The organism is Pseudomonas cichorii, assembly GCF_015471405.1.
Classification (GTDB): domain Bacteria; phylum Pseudomonadota; class Gammaproteobacteria; order Pseudomonadales; family Pseudomonadaceae; genus Aquipseudomonas; species Aquipseudomonas serbiensis.
On record NZ_BLVZ01000004.1, the window covers coordinates 95,907 to 114,469 of the forward strand.

At 57.3% G+C, this 18,563-nt stretch carries 20 protein-coding genes; 5 read left to right on the forward strand and 15 right to left on the reverse strand.

Annotated elements, in window-relative coordinates:
- The first annotated feature begins 64 nt into the window (after positions 1-64).
- Positions 65-991, forward strand: coding sequence for a LysR family transcriptional regulator (locus JL015_RS06545; protein WP_201003517.1), 927 nt, complete (start codon positions 65-67; stop codon positions 989-991).
- 14 nt (positions 992-1,005) lie between these two features.
- Here the strand turns inward: JL015_RS06545 and JL015_RS06550 are convergent, their stop codons facing one another.
- The 3 genes from JL015_RS06550 to JL015_RS06560 form a co-directional block, all read right to left on the reverse strand.
- Positions 1,006-1,374, reverse strand: coding sequence for a diacylglycerol kinase (locus JL015_RS06550; RefSeq protein WP_201017870.1), 369 nt, complete (start codon positions 1,372-1,374; stop codon positions 1,006-1,008).
- A 68-nt stretch (positions 1,375-1,442) separates the two neighbouring features.
- Positions 1,443-2,090, reverse strand: coding sequence for a response regulator transcription factor ErdR (gene erdR, locus JL015_RS06555; protein ID WP_201017871.1), 648 nt, complete (start codon positions 2,088-2,090; stop codon positions 1,443-1,445).
- 179 nt (positions 2,091-2,269) lie between these two features.
- A complete protein-coding gene (locus tag JL015_RS06560) occupies positions 2,270-2,980 on the reverse strand; it encodes a tRNA-uridine aminocarboxypropyltransferase (RefSeq protein WP_201017872.1) in 711 nt (236 codons plus the stop codon).
- A 222-nt stretch (positions 2,981-3,202) separates the two neighbouring features.
- Here JL015_RS06560 and JL015_RS06565 point away from each other — a divergent pair, with 222 nt between their 5' ends.
- A complete protein-coding gene (locus JL015_RS06565) occupies positions 3,203-3,622 on the forward strand; it encodes a quorum-sensing-regulated virulence factor family protein (protein ID WP_201017873.1) in 420 nt (139 codons plus the stop codon).
- A gap of 234 nt (positions 3,623-3,856) precedes the next feature.
- Positions 3,857-4,933: an LOG family protein gene (locus tag JL015_RS06570; protein WP_201017874.1), complete on the forward strand. Its 1,077-nt coding sequence runs from the start codon at positions 3,857-3,859 to the stop codon at positions 4,931-4,933.
- A gap of 20 nt (positions 4,934-4,953) precedes the next feature.
- Here the strand turns inward: JL015_RS06570 and recX are convergent, their stop codons facing one another.
- The 4 genes from recX to JL015_RS06590 all read right to left on the reverse strand — a co-directional run bounded on the left by recX (position 4,954) and on the right by JL015_RS06590 (position 7,414).
- On the reverse strand, positions 4,954-5,421 hold the full coding sequence (recX, locus tag JL015_RS06575) for a recombination regulator RecX (RefSeq protein ID WP_201017875.1): 468 nt from the start codon (positions 5,419-5,421) through the stop codon (positions 4,954-4,956).
- A gap of 9 nt (positions 5,422-5,430) precedes the next feature.
- Complete coding sequence (gene recA / locus JL015_RS06580) at positions 5,431-6,495, reverse strand: recombinase RecA (protein ID WP_201003531.1); 1,065 nt, start codon at positions 6,493-6,495, stop codon at positions 5,431-5,433.
- A gap of 94 nt (positions 6,496-6,589) precedes the next feature.
- Positions 6,590-7,090 (reverse strand): CinA family protein, encoded by a 501-nt coding sequence (locus JL015_RS06585; RefSeq protein WP_201018088.1) that lies wholly within the window; start codon positions 7,088-7,090, stop codon positions 6,590-6,592.
- A 72-nt stretch (positions 7,091-7,162) separates the two neighbouring features.
- On the reverse strand, positions 7,163-7,414 hold the full coding sequence (locus tag JL015_RS06590; RefSeq protein ID WP_201018101.1) for a competence protein CinA: 252 nt from the start codon (positions 7,412-7,414) through the stop codon (positions 7,163-7,165).
- 148 nt (positions 7,415-7,562) lie between these two features.
- Between JL015_RS06590 and mutS the strand changes: the two genes are divergently transcribed.
- Positions 7,563-10,130, forward strand: a complete 2,568-nt coding sequence (gene mutS / locus JL015_RS06595; protein ID WP_201018089.1) for a DNA mismatch repair protein MutS — start codon at positions 7,563-7,565, stop codon at positions 10,128-10,130.
- Between the two features lie 247 nt (positions 10,131-10,377).
- Positions 10,378-10,701: a ferredoxin FdxA gene (fdxA, locus tag JL015_RS06600; protein ID WP_012270863.1), complete on the forward strand. Its 324-nt coding sequence runs from the start codon at positions 10,378-10,380 to the stop codon at positions 10,699-10,701.
- 525 nt (positions 10,702-11,226) lie between these two features.
- Here fdxA and rpoS read toward each other — a convergent pair.
- The 8 genes from rpoS to JL015_RS06640 form a co-directional block, all read right to left on the reverse strand.
- Positions 11,227-12,237, reverse strand: coding sequence for an RNA polymerase sigma factor RpoS (gene rpoS, locus JL015_RS06605; RefSeq protein WP_201003535.1), 1,011 nt, complete (start codon positions 12,235-12,237; stop codon positions 11,227-11,229).
- Positions 12,238-12,339: 102 nt separating this feature from the next.
- Positions 12,340-13,218 carry a peptidoglycan DD-metalloendopeptidase family protein gene (locus JL015_RS06610; RefSeq protein ID WP_201017876.1) on the reverse strand — a complete coding sequence of 293 codons (879 nt, stop codon included), beginning with the start codon at positions 13,216-13,218 and terminating at the stop codon, positions 12,340-12,342.
- A gap of 207 nt (positions 13,219-13,425) precedes the next feature.
- The gene (locus tag JL015_RS06615) at positions 13,426-14,061 is read right to left on the reverse strand and encodes a protein-L-isoaspartate(D-aspartate) O-methyltransferase (RefSeq protein ID WP_176767549.1); all 636 of its coding nucleotides are present in this window, start codon (positions 14,059-14,061) and stop codon (positions 13,426-13,428) included.
- Positions 14,062-14,102: 41 nt separating this feature from the next.
- The gene (surE, locus tag JL015_RS06620; RefSeq protein WP_201017877.1) at positions 14,103-14,852 is read right to left on the reverse strand and encodes a 5'/3'-nucleotidase SurE; all 750 of its coding nucleotides are present in this window, start codon (positions 14,850-14,852) and stop codon (positions 14,103-14,105) included.
- Complete coding sequence (truD, locus tag JL015_RS06625; protein WP_201017878.1) at positions 14,840-15,898, reverse strand: tRNA pseudouridine(13) synthase TruD; 1,059 nt, start codon at positions 15,896-15,898, stop codon at positions 14,840-14,842. Before truD ends, surE begins: the two co-directional genes overlap by 13 nt.
- Positions 15,895-16,368, reverse strand: coding sequence for a 2-C-methyl-D-erythritol 2,4-cyclodiphosphate synthase (ispF, locus tag JL015_RS06630; RefSeq protein ID WP_025258969.1), 474 nt, complete (start codon positions 16,366-16,368; stop codon positions 15,895-15,897). Before ispF ends, truD begins: the two co-directional genes overlap by 4 nt.
- 88 nt (positions 16,369-16,456) lie before the next feature.
- Entirely contained in the window at positions 16,457-17,302 is an 846-nt protein-coding gene (fghA, locus tag JL015_RS06635) for an S-formylglutathione hydrolase (protein WP_201017879.1), read from the reverse strand.
- 97 nt (positions 17,303-17,399) lie between these two features.
- Complete coding sequence (locus tag JL015_RS06640) at positions 17,400-18,512, reverse strand: S-(hydroxymethyl)glutathione dehydrogenase/class III alcohol dehydrogenase (protein ID WP_201017880.1); 1,113 nt, start codon at positions 18,510-18,512, stop codon at positions 17,400-17,402.
- Between the last annotated feature and the right edge of the window lie 51 nt (positions 18,513-18,563).

Genomic DNA, 18,563 nt, shown 5'->3' on the forward strand with positions numbered 1-18,563 from the left:
TCTAGTGGCAGACACAATATCTGTTAAATTAATTATCAAGATATGGGTTATCGGTTATATAGATATGCGATTTACTCTCCGTCAGCTTCAAGTCTTCGTCGCCGTTGCCCAGCAGGAAAGCGTGTCCCGTGCGGCCGTCATGCTTTCGCTCTCGCAATCGGCAGCCAGCACCTCTATCACCGAACTGGAGCGTCAATCCAGTTGCCAGTTGTTCGATCGTGCCGGCAAGCGATTGAGCCTCAACGCGACCGGACGCCAGCTATTACCTCAGGCCGTTGCCCTGCTCGATCAGGCCAAGGAAATCGAAGACCTGCTCAATGGCAAGTCCGGCTTCGGCTCGCTGGCGGTCGGCGCCACGCTGACCATCGGCAATTATCTGGCGACCCTGCTGATCGGTGGTTTCATGCAGCGTCACCCGGAAAGCCAGGTCAAGCTGCATGTCCAGAACACAGCGCATATCGTGCAGCAGGTGGCGCATTACGAAATTGATCTGGGTCTGATCGAGGGTGATTGCAGCCATCCCGATATCGAAGTGCAGTCGTGGGTCGAAGATGAGCTGGTGGTGTTCTGCGCACCTCAGCATCCCCTGGCCAAACGGGGTCACGCCAGCCTGAAGGAACTGACTCATGAAGCCTGGATTCTGCGCGAGCAAGGCTCAGGTACACGCCTGACCTTCGATCAGGCCATGCGTCATCACCGTAACGGATTGAATGTGCGTCTTGAGCTGGAACACACCGAAGCCATCAAGCGGGCGGTGGAATCAGGGCTGGGCATCGGCTGTATTTCCCGGCTGGCCCTGCGCGATGCGTTTCGGCGTGGCAGCCTTGTGGCTCTGGATACGCCGGAGCTGGATCTGTCGCGGCAGTTCTACTTCATCTGGCACAAGCAGAAGTACCAGACCTCTGCCATGCGTGAGTTTCTTGAGCTGTGCCGCGCTTTTACCGCCGGGGTCCAGCGCAGCGACGAGATCGTGATACCGAGCCTTTATTGAATATTGCGGCGGGCTCAGCCCAACAGGATCAGCCCCCAGACCACCGCGATGATGGCCAGCGCGACAAGCTGCGCGGCGCTGCCCATGTCCTTGGCATTCTTGGACAGGGGGTGCAGATCGAGAGAAATGCGGTCAATGGCCGCTTCAACCGCCGAGTTGAGCAATTCGACGATCAGTGCCAGCAGACATACGGCAATCAACAAGGCTTGCTCGGCCCTGCTGACGTTGACCACGAAAGACAACGGGATCAGCACGACATTGAGCAGCACCAGTTGACGGAAAGCCGCTTCACCCTTGAAAGCAGCCGTCAGACCGTCAAGAGAATAACCAGCAGCATTGAGGATACGTTTCAGGCCGGTCTGGCCCTTGAAGGGTGAAGGCATGGATAGACTACTGTGTCGAAAAGATGAGGAAAGCTAAGGCAAGACAGGTCAAAAAAGCGTGAACCCGATTAATTGGCTGAAACAGACTCCAGCTGTTGCAGCAACAACGCAGCCTGGGTTCGTGTGCGGACCCCCAGCTTGCGGAAAATCGCCGTGACATGCGCCTTGATCGTTGCTTCAGAGACACTGAGCTCATAGGCGATCTGCTTGTTCAACAAGCCTTCACAGACCATGGTCAATACACGGAACTGCTGTGGCGTCAGGCTGGCAAGGCCGGCACTGGCCGCCTTGGCTTCATCCGACACACTGACCACTTCGTTGACTTGCGGCGGCCACCAGACATCGCCATCAAGAACAGTACGCACTGCCTGCTGAATGATTTCCAGAGAACTGGACTTGGGAATGAAGCCACTGGCGCCGAACTCACGGGAGCGCACCACGATTGAGGCTTCTTCCTGAGCGGAGATCATGACCACCGGGATTTGCGGATACTGACCCCGCAGCAACACCAGCCCGGAAAAACCGTAGGCCCCCGGCATGTTCAGATCCAGAAGGACAAGATCCCAGTCGGTCTTCTGCGCCAGATGAGATTCGATCTGGGCAATGCTCTCCGCCTCGACCAGCCGTGCATCAGGCCCAAGGCCAATGCTCAACGCCTGATGCAACGCGCTACGAAACAGCGGGTGATCATCGGCGATCAGGATGTCGTAGGTCATTTTTTGATCCTGTTTTTATAGTGCGAGCCGACAGGGCACATTCACGCCAAGCCAACAAGTTCAGCGCTCAAGCGGCGCCAAGCATGCCCAGCCAGGCAGGAGTGGTCAAGCTTGATACGGCCTTGATTCCAATCTGAACTGGCAATCAGCCTCTATCTGGAGCGCAGACTCCTGCGCCATCAAAGAAAAGCCTTCAGATAACTGTGGGCCGCATCATCCGGGTCGATTGGCCTTTGGAACTTGGCCCCGAGATAGTGGGCGCTGAATACATCCAGATAAGCATCCAGCACACTACTGGCGCTGGTATCTTCAGCCAGTTCCAGGCACAACGCAGCAACCTCGGCCGTACAGAAATGGTCATCGCGCCGGGAACGGCGCAGCCGATAACGCGAGATCTGCTCCGGCTCCAGACTCAAAACCGGGAACCGCTCAAGATACGGGCTCTTGCGGAACATTTTGCGCGCTTCCGTCCAGGTCGCATCCAGCAGAATGAACAACGGACGCTTGCCTTCTTCACGCGCAACCCGGGTTACAACCCGCTCCCTGGCGACGAATTCACCCGGAAACACAATATAAGGCTGCCACTGCGGGTCATCCAGCAAAGCCAGCAGTTGCTCGTCGACTTCGATCCGCGACCAGCCAAAGGCGTGGGTATCCTGAATGACATCGGCGATCAGCCAGCCGGTATTGGTCGGCTTCAGCGGCTCGGTGTCATACATCAACAGGCACATGCCAGACGTTGCAGCGACCTTGGGCCGCCAGGCACACAGGCAATAGCTGGATATCACCCGGCAATCCGTACAGCGCGGCGCTCGGGAACCACGGGCAATGAAAGGCTTGGTGCTACGGGCCAGGCGCTGATCGCGCAGGCGGGAAACAGCATGGCTCATTGAAAGACACGCCCGCTGAAGAAAGGCATCGACACAGCAAAAACTCGACAGGGGTAAAAAGTCTGCGCAGTTTACCAGAGCCCTGCCGGTTCAACCTGCTTTCGAGCCAGTTGGTCCTGACCTATACTGGCGCGCCACTGGAAACGCGCCGTGGGCGGGTTATTCTGAACACACGTTGAAGTTGCTGGTCAAACCGGCCAGCCACTGAATCAGGAGAGTTTGATGCTGCGCCTCATCGCCCCAACCCTTACGCTTTTACTCGTCGCCCCGTTGTGCGCGCAGGCAGCGTCAAAGCAGGAATTCGAGCTCAGCAGCATGCTGGAAAAAGTAGCCAAGGAAAGCAGTATCGGAACGCCAAGGGCAATCAACGAAGACATTCTGGACCAGGGCTACACCGTCAACGGCAAGGAGCTGATCAACCACCTGAGCGTGCGCGAAGGTCAGGCCCGGCAAATGCGCGCCAACCCGGACGCCGTACGCAGCCAGTTGGGTAACAGCGTTTGCCACAACAATGGCTACCGCCAACTGATGACCAAGGGTGCCGTACTCAAATACCAGTTCACCGAGTACAAGACCAACCGCCCAATCATCAGCCAGACCTTCCAGGCCTCGGACTGCGCAGTAAAGAAATCTGGCAAATAAGCAGCATCCCTCGCTTCACCACGCGCCGTCACTCAGGCGGCGCGCTCCTCTTTGTATCCCTCCTCCCAGCCCTTGAGCAGATAGATAATCGATAGCCTTTTAGAGGAAAGCGAGACATTTTCGGGCCATCATATAACCTGAAGAAAGCTTCTATCATCGGCAAAGTACGATGTTTTGTGATCCTGACGGGAGTCTCGCCCGGATCAAGCCATTCTGCAGGAGGAGAAATCTTGAATGCCGTATGTACCTAACGATGTTCTATCGCAACATTTTCAGAGCAATGGCCTGGATATCACCAGCAAGATCGAGGAGCACATCAATCAGGTCGCTCCTGACAGCCCCAACCTGCCTTTGTACCGAGACATGATCCTGACCGTCCTGCGCATGGCCGAAGATGGCCGTAACCGCTGGGACGCCAAGATAACGCTGCAAACACTGCGCGAGCTGGACAGAGCATTCCGGGTGCTGGAGCGTTTCAAGGGACGCCGTAAAGTGACGGTGTTCGGCTCGGCCCGCACGCCAGTGGAACACCCTCTTTATGCGCAGGCCAGGGATCTTGGGGGAAAACTGGCTCGCTCCGACATGATGGTCATCACGGGTGCAGGTGGCGGCATCATGGCTGCTGCACACGAAGGGGCCGGTCGTAACAACAGCCTGGGCTTCAATATCACCCTTCCCTTTGAGCAACATGCCAACGCGACCGTGGAAGGGACTGAAAACCTCCTGCCATTCCACTTCTTCTTTACCCGCAAGCTGTTCTTCGTCAAGGAGGCCAATGCTCTGGTGCTATGCCCTGGAGGCTTCGGAACACTGGACGAAGCCCTGGAAGTACTGACACTGATCCAGACCGGCAAAAGCCCGCTGGTGCCTATCGTGCTGCTGGATACGCCGGGCGGAAACTTCTGGCAGAGCGCACTGGACTTCATCAAGAACCAGTTGGAGGTCAACCACTACATTCTGCCAGCCGATATGAAACTGATGCGGCTGGTTTACAGCACCGACGAGGCTGTCGAAGAAATCAACAGGTTCTACAGTAACTTTCACTCCAGCCGCTGGCTGAAGAACAAGTTCGTGATTCGCATGCATCACCCGCTCAACGAGCAGGCACTGGCGCACATCCAGAAAGCCTTTGCCGATATCTGCAGCAGCGAAGACTTCCATCAGCACACTTATCAGGGAGAAGAACACGACGAAGCGCAATTCAGTGACCTGACACGCCTTACATTTTCATTTACAGGGCGTAATCAAGGCCGGCTTCGCGAGTTGATCGACTACATCAACCTGCCAGAGAACCTTGTCAGGAAAGCCTGATATCCGCACTGGATACCTGGCTAATCATCCTCGCCACGGCCGCTCAACAAGCGGCCGATCATATCCAGCGGATACCCGCGATAGCTCAGGAAACGGCCTTGCTGGGCGCGCTCGCGTGCATCGGCAGGCAACCTGCCAGCAAATTTGCGTTGCCAGGTTTCGTACAGACGGGCTTGCCAGTCGACACCGCACTCCCTGAGCGCTTCTTCAATATCGCCCCGCTGCAAGCCACGCTGCCCCAGCTCTTCACGAATACGCAAAGGGCCATAGCCCGAACGTGCCCTGGAGGAAACGAAGCTTTCAAGATAGCGGGATTCAGAGAGCAGCCCTTCCTCGACCAGACGGTCAAGGGCGGACTCGATATGCTCGGGAGAAGCGCCGCGCTGACGCAGCTTGCGCGTCAGCTCGACTCGACCATGCTCGCGTCGCGCGAGCAGGTCCATTGCGGTTCGTCGTACGGCGACAGTGGTATCGAGCACAACAGGCATGAGGCTTGATCAGATATCTGCGTCGATTTCAGCCATGTCATCGGCATCGGCCGATTCACGGGAGCCAACAGCCTTGGTGTCGACACCTGGAGTCAGAAGTTTGTCGCGGATCTGCTTCTCAAGTGCAGCGCCGATTTCCGGGTTATCCGCCAGGAACTTCGCCGAGTTGGCTTTACCCTGACCGATCTTGCTGCCTTGGTAGCTGTACCACGCGCCGGACTTCTCGACAAAGCCATGCAACACAGCCAGGTCGATGATCTCACCGTTGAGGTAGATGCCCTTGCCGTAAAGAATCTGGAACTCTGCCTGACGGAACGGCGGAGCCACCTTGTTCTTCACGATCTTGACGCGGGTTTCGCTACCCACCACTTCATCGCCTTCTTTCACGGCGCCGGTACGGCGAATATCCAGACGTACCGAGGCGTAGAACTTCAGAGCGTTACCACCAGTGGTGGTTTCAGGGCTGCCGAACATCACGCCGATTTTCATACGGATCTGGTTGATGAAGATGACCAGACAGTTGGCGTTCTTGATGTTACCGGTGATCTTGCGCAGCGCCTGAGACATCAGACGTGCTTGCAGACCAACGTGCATGTCACCCATTTCGCCTTCGATTTCGGCCTTGGGTACCAATGCGGCAACGGAGTCGACGACGATGACGTCGACGGCATTGGAGCGCACCAGCATGTCGGTGATTTCCAGGGCCTGCTCACCGGTGTCCGGCTGCGAAACCAGCAGGTCGTCGACATTGACGCCCAGCTTGCCGGCGTATTCAGGGTCCAGTGCGTGCTCGGCATCGACGAACGCACAGGTTGCGCCTGCTTTCTGGGCTTGAGCGATGACCGAAAGGGTCAGCGTGGTTTTACCCGAAGACTCGGGACCGTAGATTTCAACGATCCGGCCTTTAGGCAAGCCGCCGATACCCAGTGCGATATCCAGACCCAGCGAACCGGTGGAAATAGAAGGAATAGCCTGACGATCATGGTCACCCATGCGCATTACGGCACCTTTACCGAATTGACGCTCGATCTGACCCAGGGCCGCAGCCAAGGCTTTCTTCTTGTTGTCGTCCATTGAAGTCCTCACGTAATCAAATTCAATTTAGGGCCTGAGCGATCAGAACACCTGTATAAGTAGACAGTATTATTCCACAGCGATGAGCGCTCGCCTACCCCTGTTTTGGCATTTCTCCAACAGCAAGCTGTATCAGCCCCTCTAGCGCGGCCTTAACCGTTTGTCGGCGCACTTCATCGCGGTCGCCGTCGAACTGTCGACGCTGAGCGACAAGCGTCTCTCCCATGCCCCAGCACAGCCATACGGTGCCGACCGGCTTTTCAACCGAACCACCGCCAGGCCCTGCCACGCCACTGACGGCAACGGCGAAACGAGCGCCACTTTTCTCCTGCGCACCACGCACCATGGCTTCCACGACGGGCTGGCTGACTGCGCCGTGTGTCACAAACAGCTCGGCAGGCACATCGAGCTGCCGGGTTTTCTGAGTATTGGAATAGGTCACATAGCCTGCTTCAAACCAGGCAGAGCTGCCACCGATGCGGGTAATGGCTTCGGCAATCCCGCCGCCCGTACAGGACTCTGCGGTAGTGACCTGAGCATTGATGGCTTTTAGATGCTTGCCGAGCGATTCGGCAAGCCGGGTAATTTCATCCACGATCTTTTCCTGTAACAACCGAACGGAGCGAGCCAAAGCGGCCACCTGAGCAGCCGCTCGCTCATGGGGCAACTATGACTCTTTTTTCTTCGGACAGGGTTTGCGGATCGTCTCAACGGTTGTTTCTTTCGGGCGGCGCCTGGCCTCTTCGACAGGAATGAAGCGCCCGCTACCAGAATCCCGTGCTCGTTTGTTCGCCATATAAAAATCCTTTTTTATAAGGTGCCGCCCGTCATTGGGCGACAACGCTGAAAGTCTATACAGCCGATCCACATCACGGGTCGTCTGGAAACCTTCGGTGACGAAACAGGAAGTGTCGGCCATGCCTGCGCTATGAGGGTGTGCGTGGTAACCTTGCGCCCATCGCAAAAACACGGCAGACAGCCCTCGGCACGAGAGGGGTTACATGTCACACCCTGAAATTTGCCCAACCCTTCTAACGAACTTGCCTAACCTACTGATGAATAAAGCAATTTCCGATCTCTCTTCGCACACCCCCATGATGCAGCAGTACTGGAAGCTGAAGAACCAGCATCCCGATCAGCTGATGTTCTACCGCATGGGCGACTTCTATGAAATCTTCTACGAAGACGCCAAAAAAGCCGCCAGGCTGCTGGATATCACCCTGACTGCGCGTGGCCAGTCGGCCGGTCAAAGCATCCCCATGTGCGGCATTCCGTACCATGCAGCCGAAGGGTATCTGGCCAAGCTGGTAAAACTGGGCGAATCAGTGGTGATCTGCGAACAGATCGGCGACCCGGCGACCAGCAAAGGGCCGGTAGAGCGTCAGGTCGTGCGTATCATCACACCGGGCACCATCAGCGACGAAGCCTTCCTTGACGAGCGCCGGGACAACCTGCTCGCGGCGGTCCTGGGTGACGAGCGTCTGTTTGGTCTGGCGGTCCTGGATATCACCAGCGGCAACTTCAGCGTGCTTGAAATCAAGGGCTGGGAAAACCTGCTGGCAGAGCTGGAACGTATCAACCCTGTCGAGCTGCTGATTCCCGACGACTGGCCTCAGGGCCTTCCGGCAGAAAAGCGCCGCGGCTCGCGTCGTCGTGCGCCTTGGGATTTCGAGCGAGATTCAGCGCATAAAAGCCTGTGCCAGCAATTCGCGACTCAGGATCTCAAAGGCTTTGGCTGCGAAAACCTGACACTGGCCATTGGTGCCGCAGGCTGTCTGCTGAGCTATGCCAAGGAAACCCAGCGCACCGCATTGCCGCACTTGCGCAGCCTGCGCCACGAGCGCCTGGACGACACCGTGGTGCTGGATGCCGCCAGCCGCCGCAACCTTGAGCTGGACACGAACCTGGCTGGCGGACGCGACAACACGCTGCAATCGGTCATGGACCGCTGCCAGACAGCCATGGGCACGCGCTTGCTGACCCGCTGGCTCAATCGCCCACTGCGCGACCTGACAGTTCTCCAGGCCCGACAGACTTCGATCGGCTGCTTCCTGGAAAGCTACCGCTTCGAGAGCCTGCAACCGCAGCTCAAGGAAATCGGTGACATCGAGCGCATCCTGGCGCGTATCGGCCTGCGCAACGCCCGTCCACGGGACCTTGCACGCCTGCGTGACGCTCTGGGCGCGCTGCCGGAGCTGCAACAGGCGATGACCAGCCTGGAAGCACCGCATCTGCAACAGTTGGCCCGGACCACAAGCACCTACCCGGAACTTGCAGACCTGCTGCAACGGGCGATCATCGATAACCCGCCCGCCGTGATTCGCGACGGCGGCGTGCTGAAGACCGGCTACGATGCCGAACTGGACGAGTTGCAGTCGCTGAGCGAGAACGCCGGCCAGTTCCTTATCGACCTGGAGGCACGGGAAAAGGCCCGTACCGGCCTTGCCAACCTGAAAGTCGGCTATAACCGCGTACACGGCTACTTCATCGAGCTGCCCAGCAAGCAGGCCGAGCAGGCGCCAGCCGACTATATCCGTCGCCAGACCCTCAAAGGCGCAGAGCGCTTCATTACGCCCGAACTGAAAGAGTTCGAGGACAAGGCGCTGTCAGCCAAGAGCCGCGCCCTGGCACGAGAAAAAATGCTCTACGAGGCCTTGCTGGAAGACCTGATCGGTCATCTGGCACCGCTGCAGGACACCGCTGCGGCTCTGGCCGAGCTGGACGTCTTGAGCAATCTGGCCGAACGCGCACTGAATCTGGATCTCAATTGCCCGCGCTTCTCAAGCGAACCGTGCATGCGCATCGATCAGGGCCGTCATCCGGTGGTCGAACAAGTATTGTCCACACCGTTCGTGGCCAACGACCTGTCTCTGGATGACAACACCCGCATGCTGGTGATTACCGGCCCGAACATGGGCGGTAAATCGACCTACATGCGTCAGACCGCATTGATCGTATTGCTCGCTCACATTGGCAGCTTTGTTCCGGCCGCCAGTTGCGAACTGTCTCTGGTCGACAGGATCTTCACCCGTATCGGCTCCAGCGATGATCTGGCGGGCGGACGCTCGACATTCATGGTGGAAATGAGCGAAACCGCCAATATCCTGCATAACGCAACCGACCGCAGCCTGGTGCTGATGGACGAAGTCGGACGCGGCACCAGCACATTCGACGGTCTTTCGCTGGCCTGGGCTGCGGCAGAATGTCTCGCCCAGTTGCGCGCCTACACCTTGTTCGCCACTCACTATTTCGAGCTGACGGTGCTGCCCGAGAGCGAGCCGCTGGTGAGCAACGTGCACCTGAACGCGACCGAGCACAACGAACGGATTGTCTTCCTGCACCGGGTTCTTCCCGGGCCGGCAAGCCAGAGCTATGGCCTGGCAGTGGCACAACTGGCGGGGGTTCCAGCCAAAGTGATCACGCGCGCCAAGGAACATTTGCTGCGACTGGAAACCACCAGCCTGCCCCATGAGCAACCTCGACCAAAACCCGGAAAACCGGCAGCGCCCATGCAAAGCGACATGTTTGCAAGCCTGCCCCATCCGGTGCTGGAAGAGCTGTCGAAGGTAAAAGTCGACGACCTTACACCTCGTCAGGCACTAGAGTTGCTGTATTCATTGCAAACTCGGGTCTGACGCGAAGCGTTACAAGCTGTTAGAATCCCGCGCGGTTTGGGATGCTCCCAGCTTTTAGCCTGGTTGGGCAGCTATCGAGCCGCGTGAAAACGCAGCGAACCAAGGGTCGAGCGGCAGGCAATGCAGTCCATCTGCCTCAAGGCCGCTCACTCCATGCACGTGTTTTCATAAGGCCGGGAAACGCCCCGAACCTGGCAATCCCTATCTGGAAGGGCAATGCCGCAGCCGCCTGAGGAGAGAATTAGAAATGACCTTCGTCGTCACCGACAACTGCATCAAGTGCAAGTACACCGACTGCGTAGAAGTCTGTCCGGTGGACTGCTTTTACGAAGGCCCGAACTTCCTGGTGATTCACCCGGATGAGTGCATCGATTGCGCGCTTTGTGAGCCTGAATGCCCTGCGCAAGCCATCTTCTCCGAAGATGAGATTCCTGCTGGCATGGAAAACTTCATCGAGCTCAACGCCGAACTCGCAGAAGTGTGGCCCAACATCACAGAAAGAAAAGATGCCCTGCCCGACGCAGAAGAATGGGACGGCAAGACAGGCAAGATCGCAGATCTGGAACGCTGAGTTCCAGGATTGCCAGAAAGGCCCTTCGGGGCTTTTTTTGTGAGTGCAAAACAGGTTTTACAGGCAAAAAAAAGGGGCGGTATGACCCGCCCACATTTTTTCCCTAGTCCCTGTAATCCTTTTCATCATCCTGATGAATCGCTTCTTGCGATGTCCTTGACGGTCCTCCTTGACTGCCTGTGCCTGTCCGTTGGCACAGTTCCGATATTAGTGATTTTCAGGCCGTGGGCAACACCTGAAAATACGCCAGAAAATTTCTTACCTTGCTGTTTAAAAAATAAAATGCCTTTCAATTCATTCAGTTAAAAAATTGCAGTGCAGAAAAATCTTTTATCCCGCCCAATAAGCCCCTGATAGCTTACGAAACGGGTAAGCAAAGGCTTACGTATCGCGCACATATCACCGCCAAAAAAGTCTGTCAGGAATTTCAGACATGCGCAGCCGACTTTATAAGATGGTGATCATGTAAAAGGCCGATGTAAACATTTGATGTTTACATCGGCCTTTCGCACGCAGGGGGGATGCTTATTGGAAGAGGGACTCGCTCGAAAGACCATTCTTTTCGAGGATTTCACGGAGACGTTTCAGACCTTCGACCTGAATCTGGCGAACACGCTCACGGGTAAGGCCAATTTCAAGCCCTACGTCCTCAAGCGTACTGCTTTCATGCCCGCGTAAACCGAAGCGGCGTATCACCACTTCACGCTGCTTGTCGGTCAGCTCGGACAGCCATTGGTCGATACTCTGGGAAAGATCATCATCCTGCAGAAGCTCGCAAGGGTCTGTAGGACGATCATCCGTCAGGGTATCGAGCAGCGTCTTGTCCGAATCAGGCCCCAGAGAGACATCAACCGAAGAAACACGCTCGTTGAGCCCAAGCATGCGCTTGACCTCGCAGACGGGTTTTTCCAGCAGATTTGCAATCTCTTCAGGAGAAGGTTCGTGATCGAGCTTCTGCGTCAACTCACGAGCGGCACGCAGATAGACATTCAGCTCCTTGACGACATGAATCGGCAACCGGATGGTCCGGGTCTGATTCATGATGGCACGCTCGATGGTCTGACGAATCCACCATGTCGCGTAGGTCGAGAAACGGAAACCGCGTTCCGGATCGAATTTTTCGACAGCCCGGATCAAGCCCAGGTTGCCTTCTTCGATCAAATCAAGCAATGACAACCCACGATTGACATAGCGCCTGGCGATTTTAACCACCAGCCGCAGATTGCTTTCAATCATGCGCTTGCGTCCAGCCGGATCCCCACGTTGCGACAATCTCGCAAAGTGGACCTCCTCTTCCGGGGACAACAGGGGAGAAAACCCTATTTCATTGAGATACAACTGGGTGGCATCGAGCGCCCGAGTGTAATCAATATATTTATGTTGTTTGAGCGATGAGTTGTGCTTGGCCTTGGTTCGATCCGAGGCGGCAGTAGACGGCTGCCTCTCGTTCGAGTTGTCCTCCAGGACAATGCCGGTTTCCATGAGGAGCACTTCATCATCGATGTCAAACTCCGGCGCTTCGCTGCTAAGAGCCATTGTTATAGTCCTTTGGTGAGTTCGACCTCAAGCTCAGCGTCGCCTATATCCATGGCAACGTTTGAGCCCATTCCCTCTGCGTCAGGAACAGGCTGACAACTATCAGCGACGTGGCAAAAACTGCAGCGGATCTACAGGCTTTCCTTGTCGGCGAATCTCAAAATGCAGCTTCACCCTGTCAGTTCCTGTTGACCCCATCTCGGCAATTGTCTGCCCCGCCTTGACTTGTTGCCCCTCCCGAACCAAGAGCCTGCGGTTGTGACCGTAGGCGCTGACGTAGGTATCGCTGTGTTTGATGATTATCAATTCGCCGTAGCCCCGCAATCCACTTCCGGCGTATACAACTGATCCATCAGACGCTGCCAAAACAGGCTGTCCCAAATCACCTGCGATATCAATTCCTTTATTCAAACTGCCGTTTGAGGAAAATTTTCCTATCAAAGTGCCACTTGCAGGCCATGCCCAGCCTGTAGGGGACTTCCCGGCAGCGCCCGCAGAAGTATCGCCAGCGGGAGGTATTACCACAGGTGTAACTGCGACCGGCCTGGAAATGACAGTGGTCTTGACCGAGCCGGAGGCGCTTGTACGGGTGGATGTAGTGGCGGTAGCCGGGGCCGGTTGTACTACGACTGGAGCGGAGGCCACGTTATCGGATGTTGAATTTGAACGCCCGTCAAAGCGAATCGTCTGACCGGGTTTAATCGTGTAGGGCTCTGGGATCTGGTTGCGCGAAGCCAGTGCTTTCCAGTCCCAGCCGTAACGAAATGCAATGGAAAACAGGGTATCGCCACGTCGCACGACATATTGCCCGGTCGTGACCGCAGGACGTTGTGACGTTACGTTACCGTTGCGATCAACGACACGAACACCGCCCGAAGGAGAACTGGCGCAGCCGACCAAGAGGACACTGAGTGCAATGCCAATCACCAGACGCTGATAACTTGCTGAAAACTTTAGCTGCCGAATGACTGTGTGACTCACCCGCCACTCCCTTTACTGGTGACTGAATTCGAAAGATGCCTATTGTGCCGCAAGAACGGCGGGCAGCCAGTGATTAACTGTGCAAAGCCCTCATCATGCATGAATCATGTATGCGAAATGATGCCATGCTGCCACATATCGCCCTGATCAGCAGGGTGAGTAGACCGATGAGTGCGGTCAGAATTCACTTGAAGCTCCATTTACATGTCAGGCCAGAGGCCCGTTGAGCAATGGCACAAATCGCACGGCACCCAGCACATGCCGGGAAAATCCATTTTCCTCACGAACGATCAACATCAGTTGCTGTACTTCTCCGGAACCAACCGGGATGACCAGCCTTCCGCCCGGAGCCAGTTGATCGAGCAAGGCTTGCGGTACATCAGTGGCCACGGCTGTCACGATGATCCCGTTGTAAGGCGCCAGCGCAGGCCAGCCTTCCCAGCCATCACCCCAGCGAAAGACCACGTTGCGCAGGTTCAACTCGACCAGACGCTCCTTGGCACGGTCCTGCAGCACCTTGATGCGCTCTACCGAGAATACGCGCTCCACAAGCTGGGCCAGCACAGCCGTCTGATAGCCCGACCCGGTGCCGATCTCCAGCACCTTGTCCAGCGGACCAGCCGCCAGCAGCAGTTCACTCATGCGAGCGACCATATAAGGCTGGGAAATGGTCTGGTTATGGCCGATCGGCAGAGCCGTGTCTTCGTAGGCACGGTGCGCGAGGGCTTCATCGACGAACAGATGCCGGGGCGTCTTGCGAATGACGTCCAGCACACGGGTATTGGACAGGCCTTCTTCGTACAGGCGCTGTATCAGCCGCTCGCGAGTACGCTGCGAGGTCATGCCGATGCCGCGACGTAACAGATCATCTTGCTCGCGTGACATCAGATCAGCCCCTCCAGCCAGGTGTTCAGGCTACTGAAACCGTCCTGATAAGTTCGATCCAGTTGCAACGGGGTAATCGATACATAACCCTGCATGACCGCATGAAAATCCGTACCGGCACCACCGTCCTCCGCATCGCCAGCAGCAGCGATCCAGTAACCGGCGCGACCACGGGGATCGACGATTTTCACCGGCGCAGCGGCGCGGGCGCGATGGCCCAGGCGGGTCAGTTGAATCCCGCGAATATGATCAAGCGGCAGATTCGGGATATTGACGTTCAGCACTGTGCGCGGCGGCAGGTCCAGTTGCTCGTGGGCCTCAACCAGCAGGCGCGCATAATGCGCCGCGGTCGCGAGGTTGTCCGGCTGACGCGACAGAAACGAAAAGGCAAACGAAGGCCGCTGTAGAAACCGCCCTTCGAGCGCGGCAGCAACCGTGCCGGAATACAGCACATCGTCCCCGAGATTGGCGCCCAGGTTGATGCCCGAGACCACCATGTCCGGCTCGTACTCCAGAAGGCCATTGAGCCCCAGATGCACGCAGTCGGTCGGCGTGCCATTGAGGCCGATGAAGCCATTGGGCAGCGTATGCGGGTGCAACGGCCGGTCGAGCGTCAACGAGCTGCTGGCGCCGCTTTTATCTTGATCGGGAGCGATAACCGCACAGTCGGCATAATCCGCCAGCGCCGCATACAGCGCCGCGAGACCGGGTGCAGTTACCCCATCATCGTTTGAAATCAGAATACGCATGGGCTGTCCGTCTGCCCAACCGGCACCAGATCAACGAGTTCGCGCACCAATACAGTGGCAAAGCATCCGGGCGGAAGGACGAATTCCAGTTGCAAAATGTCAGGCTCGGGATAATGCCACGTCAAACGGCCAATGGGCAGCCGCAGTATGCGACGTTCGTGCTCCATTGCGGCCTTTATCAGCCATTCGCACAGCACCGACTGCTCGGCGGCAATGCGGTTTTCCAGTTCAGCGGTCGCGCCGGACGCCGGAGAAGCCCCTTCACCCCACTGCGGACCGGTCGGATGCAGGTCCAGAATATCGAGCCTGGGATCACTGCATTCGGCAACACCGGCCGGGAAAAAACTGCGGCTATCGGTAAAGGCCAGCAGATCGCCTGGCTGAGCACGCTCCCAACTGCCATCGGCTACACGTGCAGCCAGCACGCGGTTGAACAGATAGCTGCGGGCCGTCGATAACAGCCGCGAACGGACATTGCGCTGCTCCGGCAAGGCCTTGCGCTCGGCGTAAGCGCGAGCCTCACCCAGATTGCCACCTTGGTAGCCAAAGCGCTGGGCACCGAAATAATTGGGGACTCCCTTGCGGGCGATGGACTCCAGACGCTGATTCAGCGCGTCATGATCGGCATTCAATTGGGTCAGACGCAAGGTGAAGCCATTGGCCGCATGGGCGCCGCGCTGCAACTTGCGCTTGTGGCGGCTGCTCTTGAGGATTTGCAGCGTATCGTCCTGCGCCGCCGAAAGATCGGGATCGGCCTTGCCCGGCAATTGCAGGCTGAACCACTGCCGCGTGAGGGCCTGACGATCCTTCAGGCCGGCATAGCTGACGGTGCGCAACGGCACGCCAGCGGCACGAGCCAGACGACGGGCCGCTTCCTCGGTGTTGAGACCGCGTTTCTCGACCCACAGCCACAGATGCTCGCCATCCCCGGACAGCGGAATATCGAGCACTTCATCGACCTGGAAGTCTTCAGCCGTTGCCTTGAGAACAGCGCTGCCCAGCGCCTCACCATAGGCCCGCTGGCCCAGAAGCTCCAGTTCAGTCATGCGCGCAGCAACAGCGCGACGGCATGCACCGCGATGCCTTCTTCACGGCCGACAAAGCCGAGTTTTTCAGTAGTCGTGGCTTTTACGTTCACCTGATCCAGCTCAACCTGAAGATCTGCGGCAATCAGAGCCCGCATGGCATCGATGTGCGGAGCCATCTTGGGCGCCTGGGCCACAATGGTGGCGTCGACATTGCCGACCTTCCAGCCTTTGCCTTGAACCTGCTTGAGCACATGGCGCAGCAGTACACGGCTGTCCGCACCCTTGAATTGCGGATCAGTGTCTGGAAAGTGCTTGCCGATATCGCCCAGTGCAGCAGCTCCCAGCAAGGCGTCGCTCAGCGCATGCAGCAGAACGTCGCCATCGGAGTGAGCCAGGAGGCCGAAACCGTGTGCAATCCGCACGCCGCCCAAGGTAATGAAATCGCCCTCAGCGAAACGGTGCACATCATAGCCATGGCCAATACGCATAGAAAAACGCCCTGAAAAAAGTCAGGGCGTGATTCTACCTGCTTTGGCGCAAGTTAGGGCCTGTCAGAAATGTCCGAAAAGCGGACAGTCATTCGCTCAGGGCCGCTGCATGGTGGCGCAAGTGATCTTCAATGAAACTGGCAATGAAAAAGTAGCTGTGATCATAGCCAGGCTGCATCCTCAAGGTCAGCGGATGCTGCGCAGTCCTGGCGGCCTGAACCAGGGCTTCGGGCTTGAGTTGATTGACCAGGAAATCATCCCGGTCGCCCTGATCCACCAGGATCGGCAGTTTTTCAGTCGCCTCGGCAATCAGCACCGTGGCATCCCACTCACGCCAGCGTGAACGGTCCTCTCCCAGATAGTGGGAAAAGGCCTTCTGCCCCCAAGGGCAATCGATCGGATTGCTGATCGGCGAAAACGCCGAAACCGACCGGTAGCGCCCCGGATTGCGCAAGGCACAGACCAGAGCCCCGTGACCGCCCATGGAATGGCCGCTGATCCCACGGGCCTGAGAAGCAGGAAAATGCTCCTCGACCAGAGCCGGCAGCTCATCGACCACATAGTCGTGCATCCGATAGTGCTTAGCCCAGGGTTGCGCGGTGGCATTCAGGTAAAACCCGGCCCCCAGCCCAAAGTCCCAGGCGCCATCGGGATCATCGGGTACATCCGCGCCACGCGGGCTGGTATCAGGTGCAACCAGGATCAACCCCAGTTCGGCGGCAACCCTTTGGGCCGCCGCTTTCTGCATGAAGTTTTCGTCGTTGCAGGTCAGGCCGGACAACCAGTACAGCACAGGCAACTTGCCGCCCTGCTCCGCCTGTGGCGGCAGGTAAACCGCAAACACCATGTCGCAACCCAGCACCGCAGAATGATGCTTGTAACGCTTGAGCCAGCCGCCGAAGCTTTTCTGGCAGGAAATATTTTCCAGAGTCATAGTCGCACGCTCCTGAGCTTCAAGTTTCAAGCTTTAAGCTGCAAGAAGAGGCCGTACGCTCACTTGCAGCTTTTAGCTTTCAGCTTGCAGCTGCCCCTCAAAAATGAATGACAGAACGAATGCTTTTGCCTTCGTGCATCAGGTCGAATGCCTTGTTGATGTCTTCAAGGCCCATGGTGTGGGTGATGAAGGTGTCCAGCGGGATTTCGCCGGTTTGCGACATGTCGACGTAGCTTGGCAACTCGGTACGACCACGTACGCCACCAAATGCCGAACCGCGCCAGACGCGGCCGGTCACCAGCTGGAATGGACGGGTGGAGATTTCCTGGCCGGCACCGGCCACGCCGATGATGACCGACTCCCCCCAGCCCTTGTGGCAGCATTCCAGGGCTGCACGCATCAGTTGCACATTGCCGATGCACTCGAAGGAGAAGTCCACACCGCCATCGGTCATGTCGACGATCACTTCCTGGATCGGACGATCGAAGTCTTTCGGATTGACGCAATCGGTTGCACCCAGCTGTTTGGCGATTTCGAACTTGGCCGGGTTGATGTCGATGGCAATGATGCGCGCAGCCTTGGCCTTGACCGCACCGATAACCGCCGAAAGGCCAATGCCGCCCAGGCCGAAGATCGCTACGGTGTCACCCGGTTTTACCTTCGCGGTATTGAGTACCGCACCGATCCCGGTGGTGACGCCGCAACCCAGCAGGCAGACTTTTTCCAGCGGTGCTTCTTTCTGGATTTTGGCTACCGAGATTTCCGGCAGGACTGTGTATTCGGAAAAGGTCGATGTGCCCATGTAGTGGAAAATCGGCTGACCTTTGTAGGAAAAGCGTGCAGTACCATCCGGCATCAGGCCTTTGCCTTGAGTCGCACGGATCGACTGGCAGAGGTTGGTTTTACCCGACAGACAGAATTTGCACTGGCGGCATTCCGGGGTGTACAGCGGGATCACATGATCACCCACGGCAACCGACGTCACACCTTCACCGATGGCTTCGACAATGGCGCCGCCTTCATGGCCCAGAATCGCCGGGAAGATGCCTTCCGGGTCAGCACCGGAGAGCGTGTAGGCATCGGTGTGGCAAACGCCGGAAGCCACGACACGCAGCAGCACTTCTCCCGCCTTGGGCATGGCGACATCGACTTCAACGATTTCCAATGGCTTCTTGGCTTCAAAGGCAACAGCAGCACGCGACTTGATCATCGATCTTCTCCAGCGAGATAAAAACAAGGTCTGGAGTGTAGTACAGTGCCG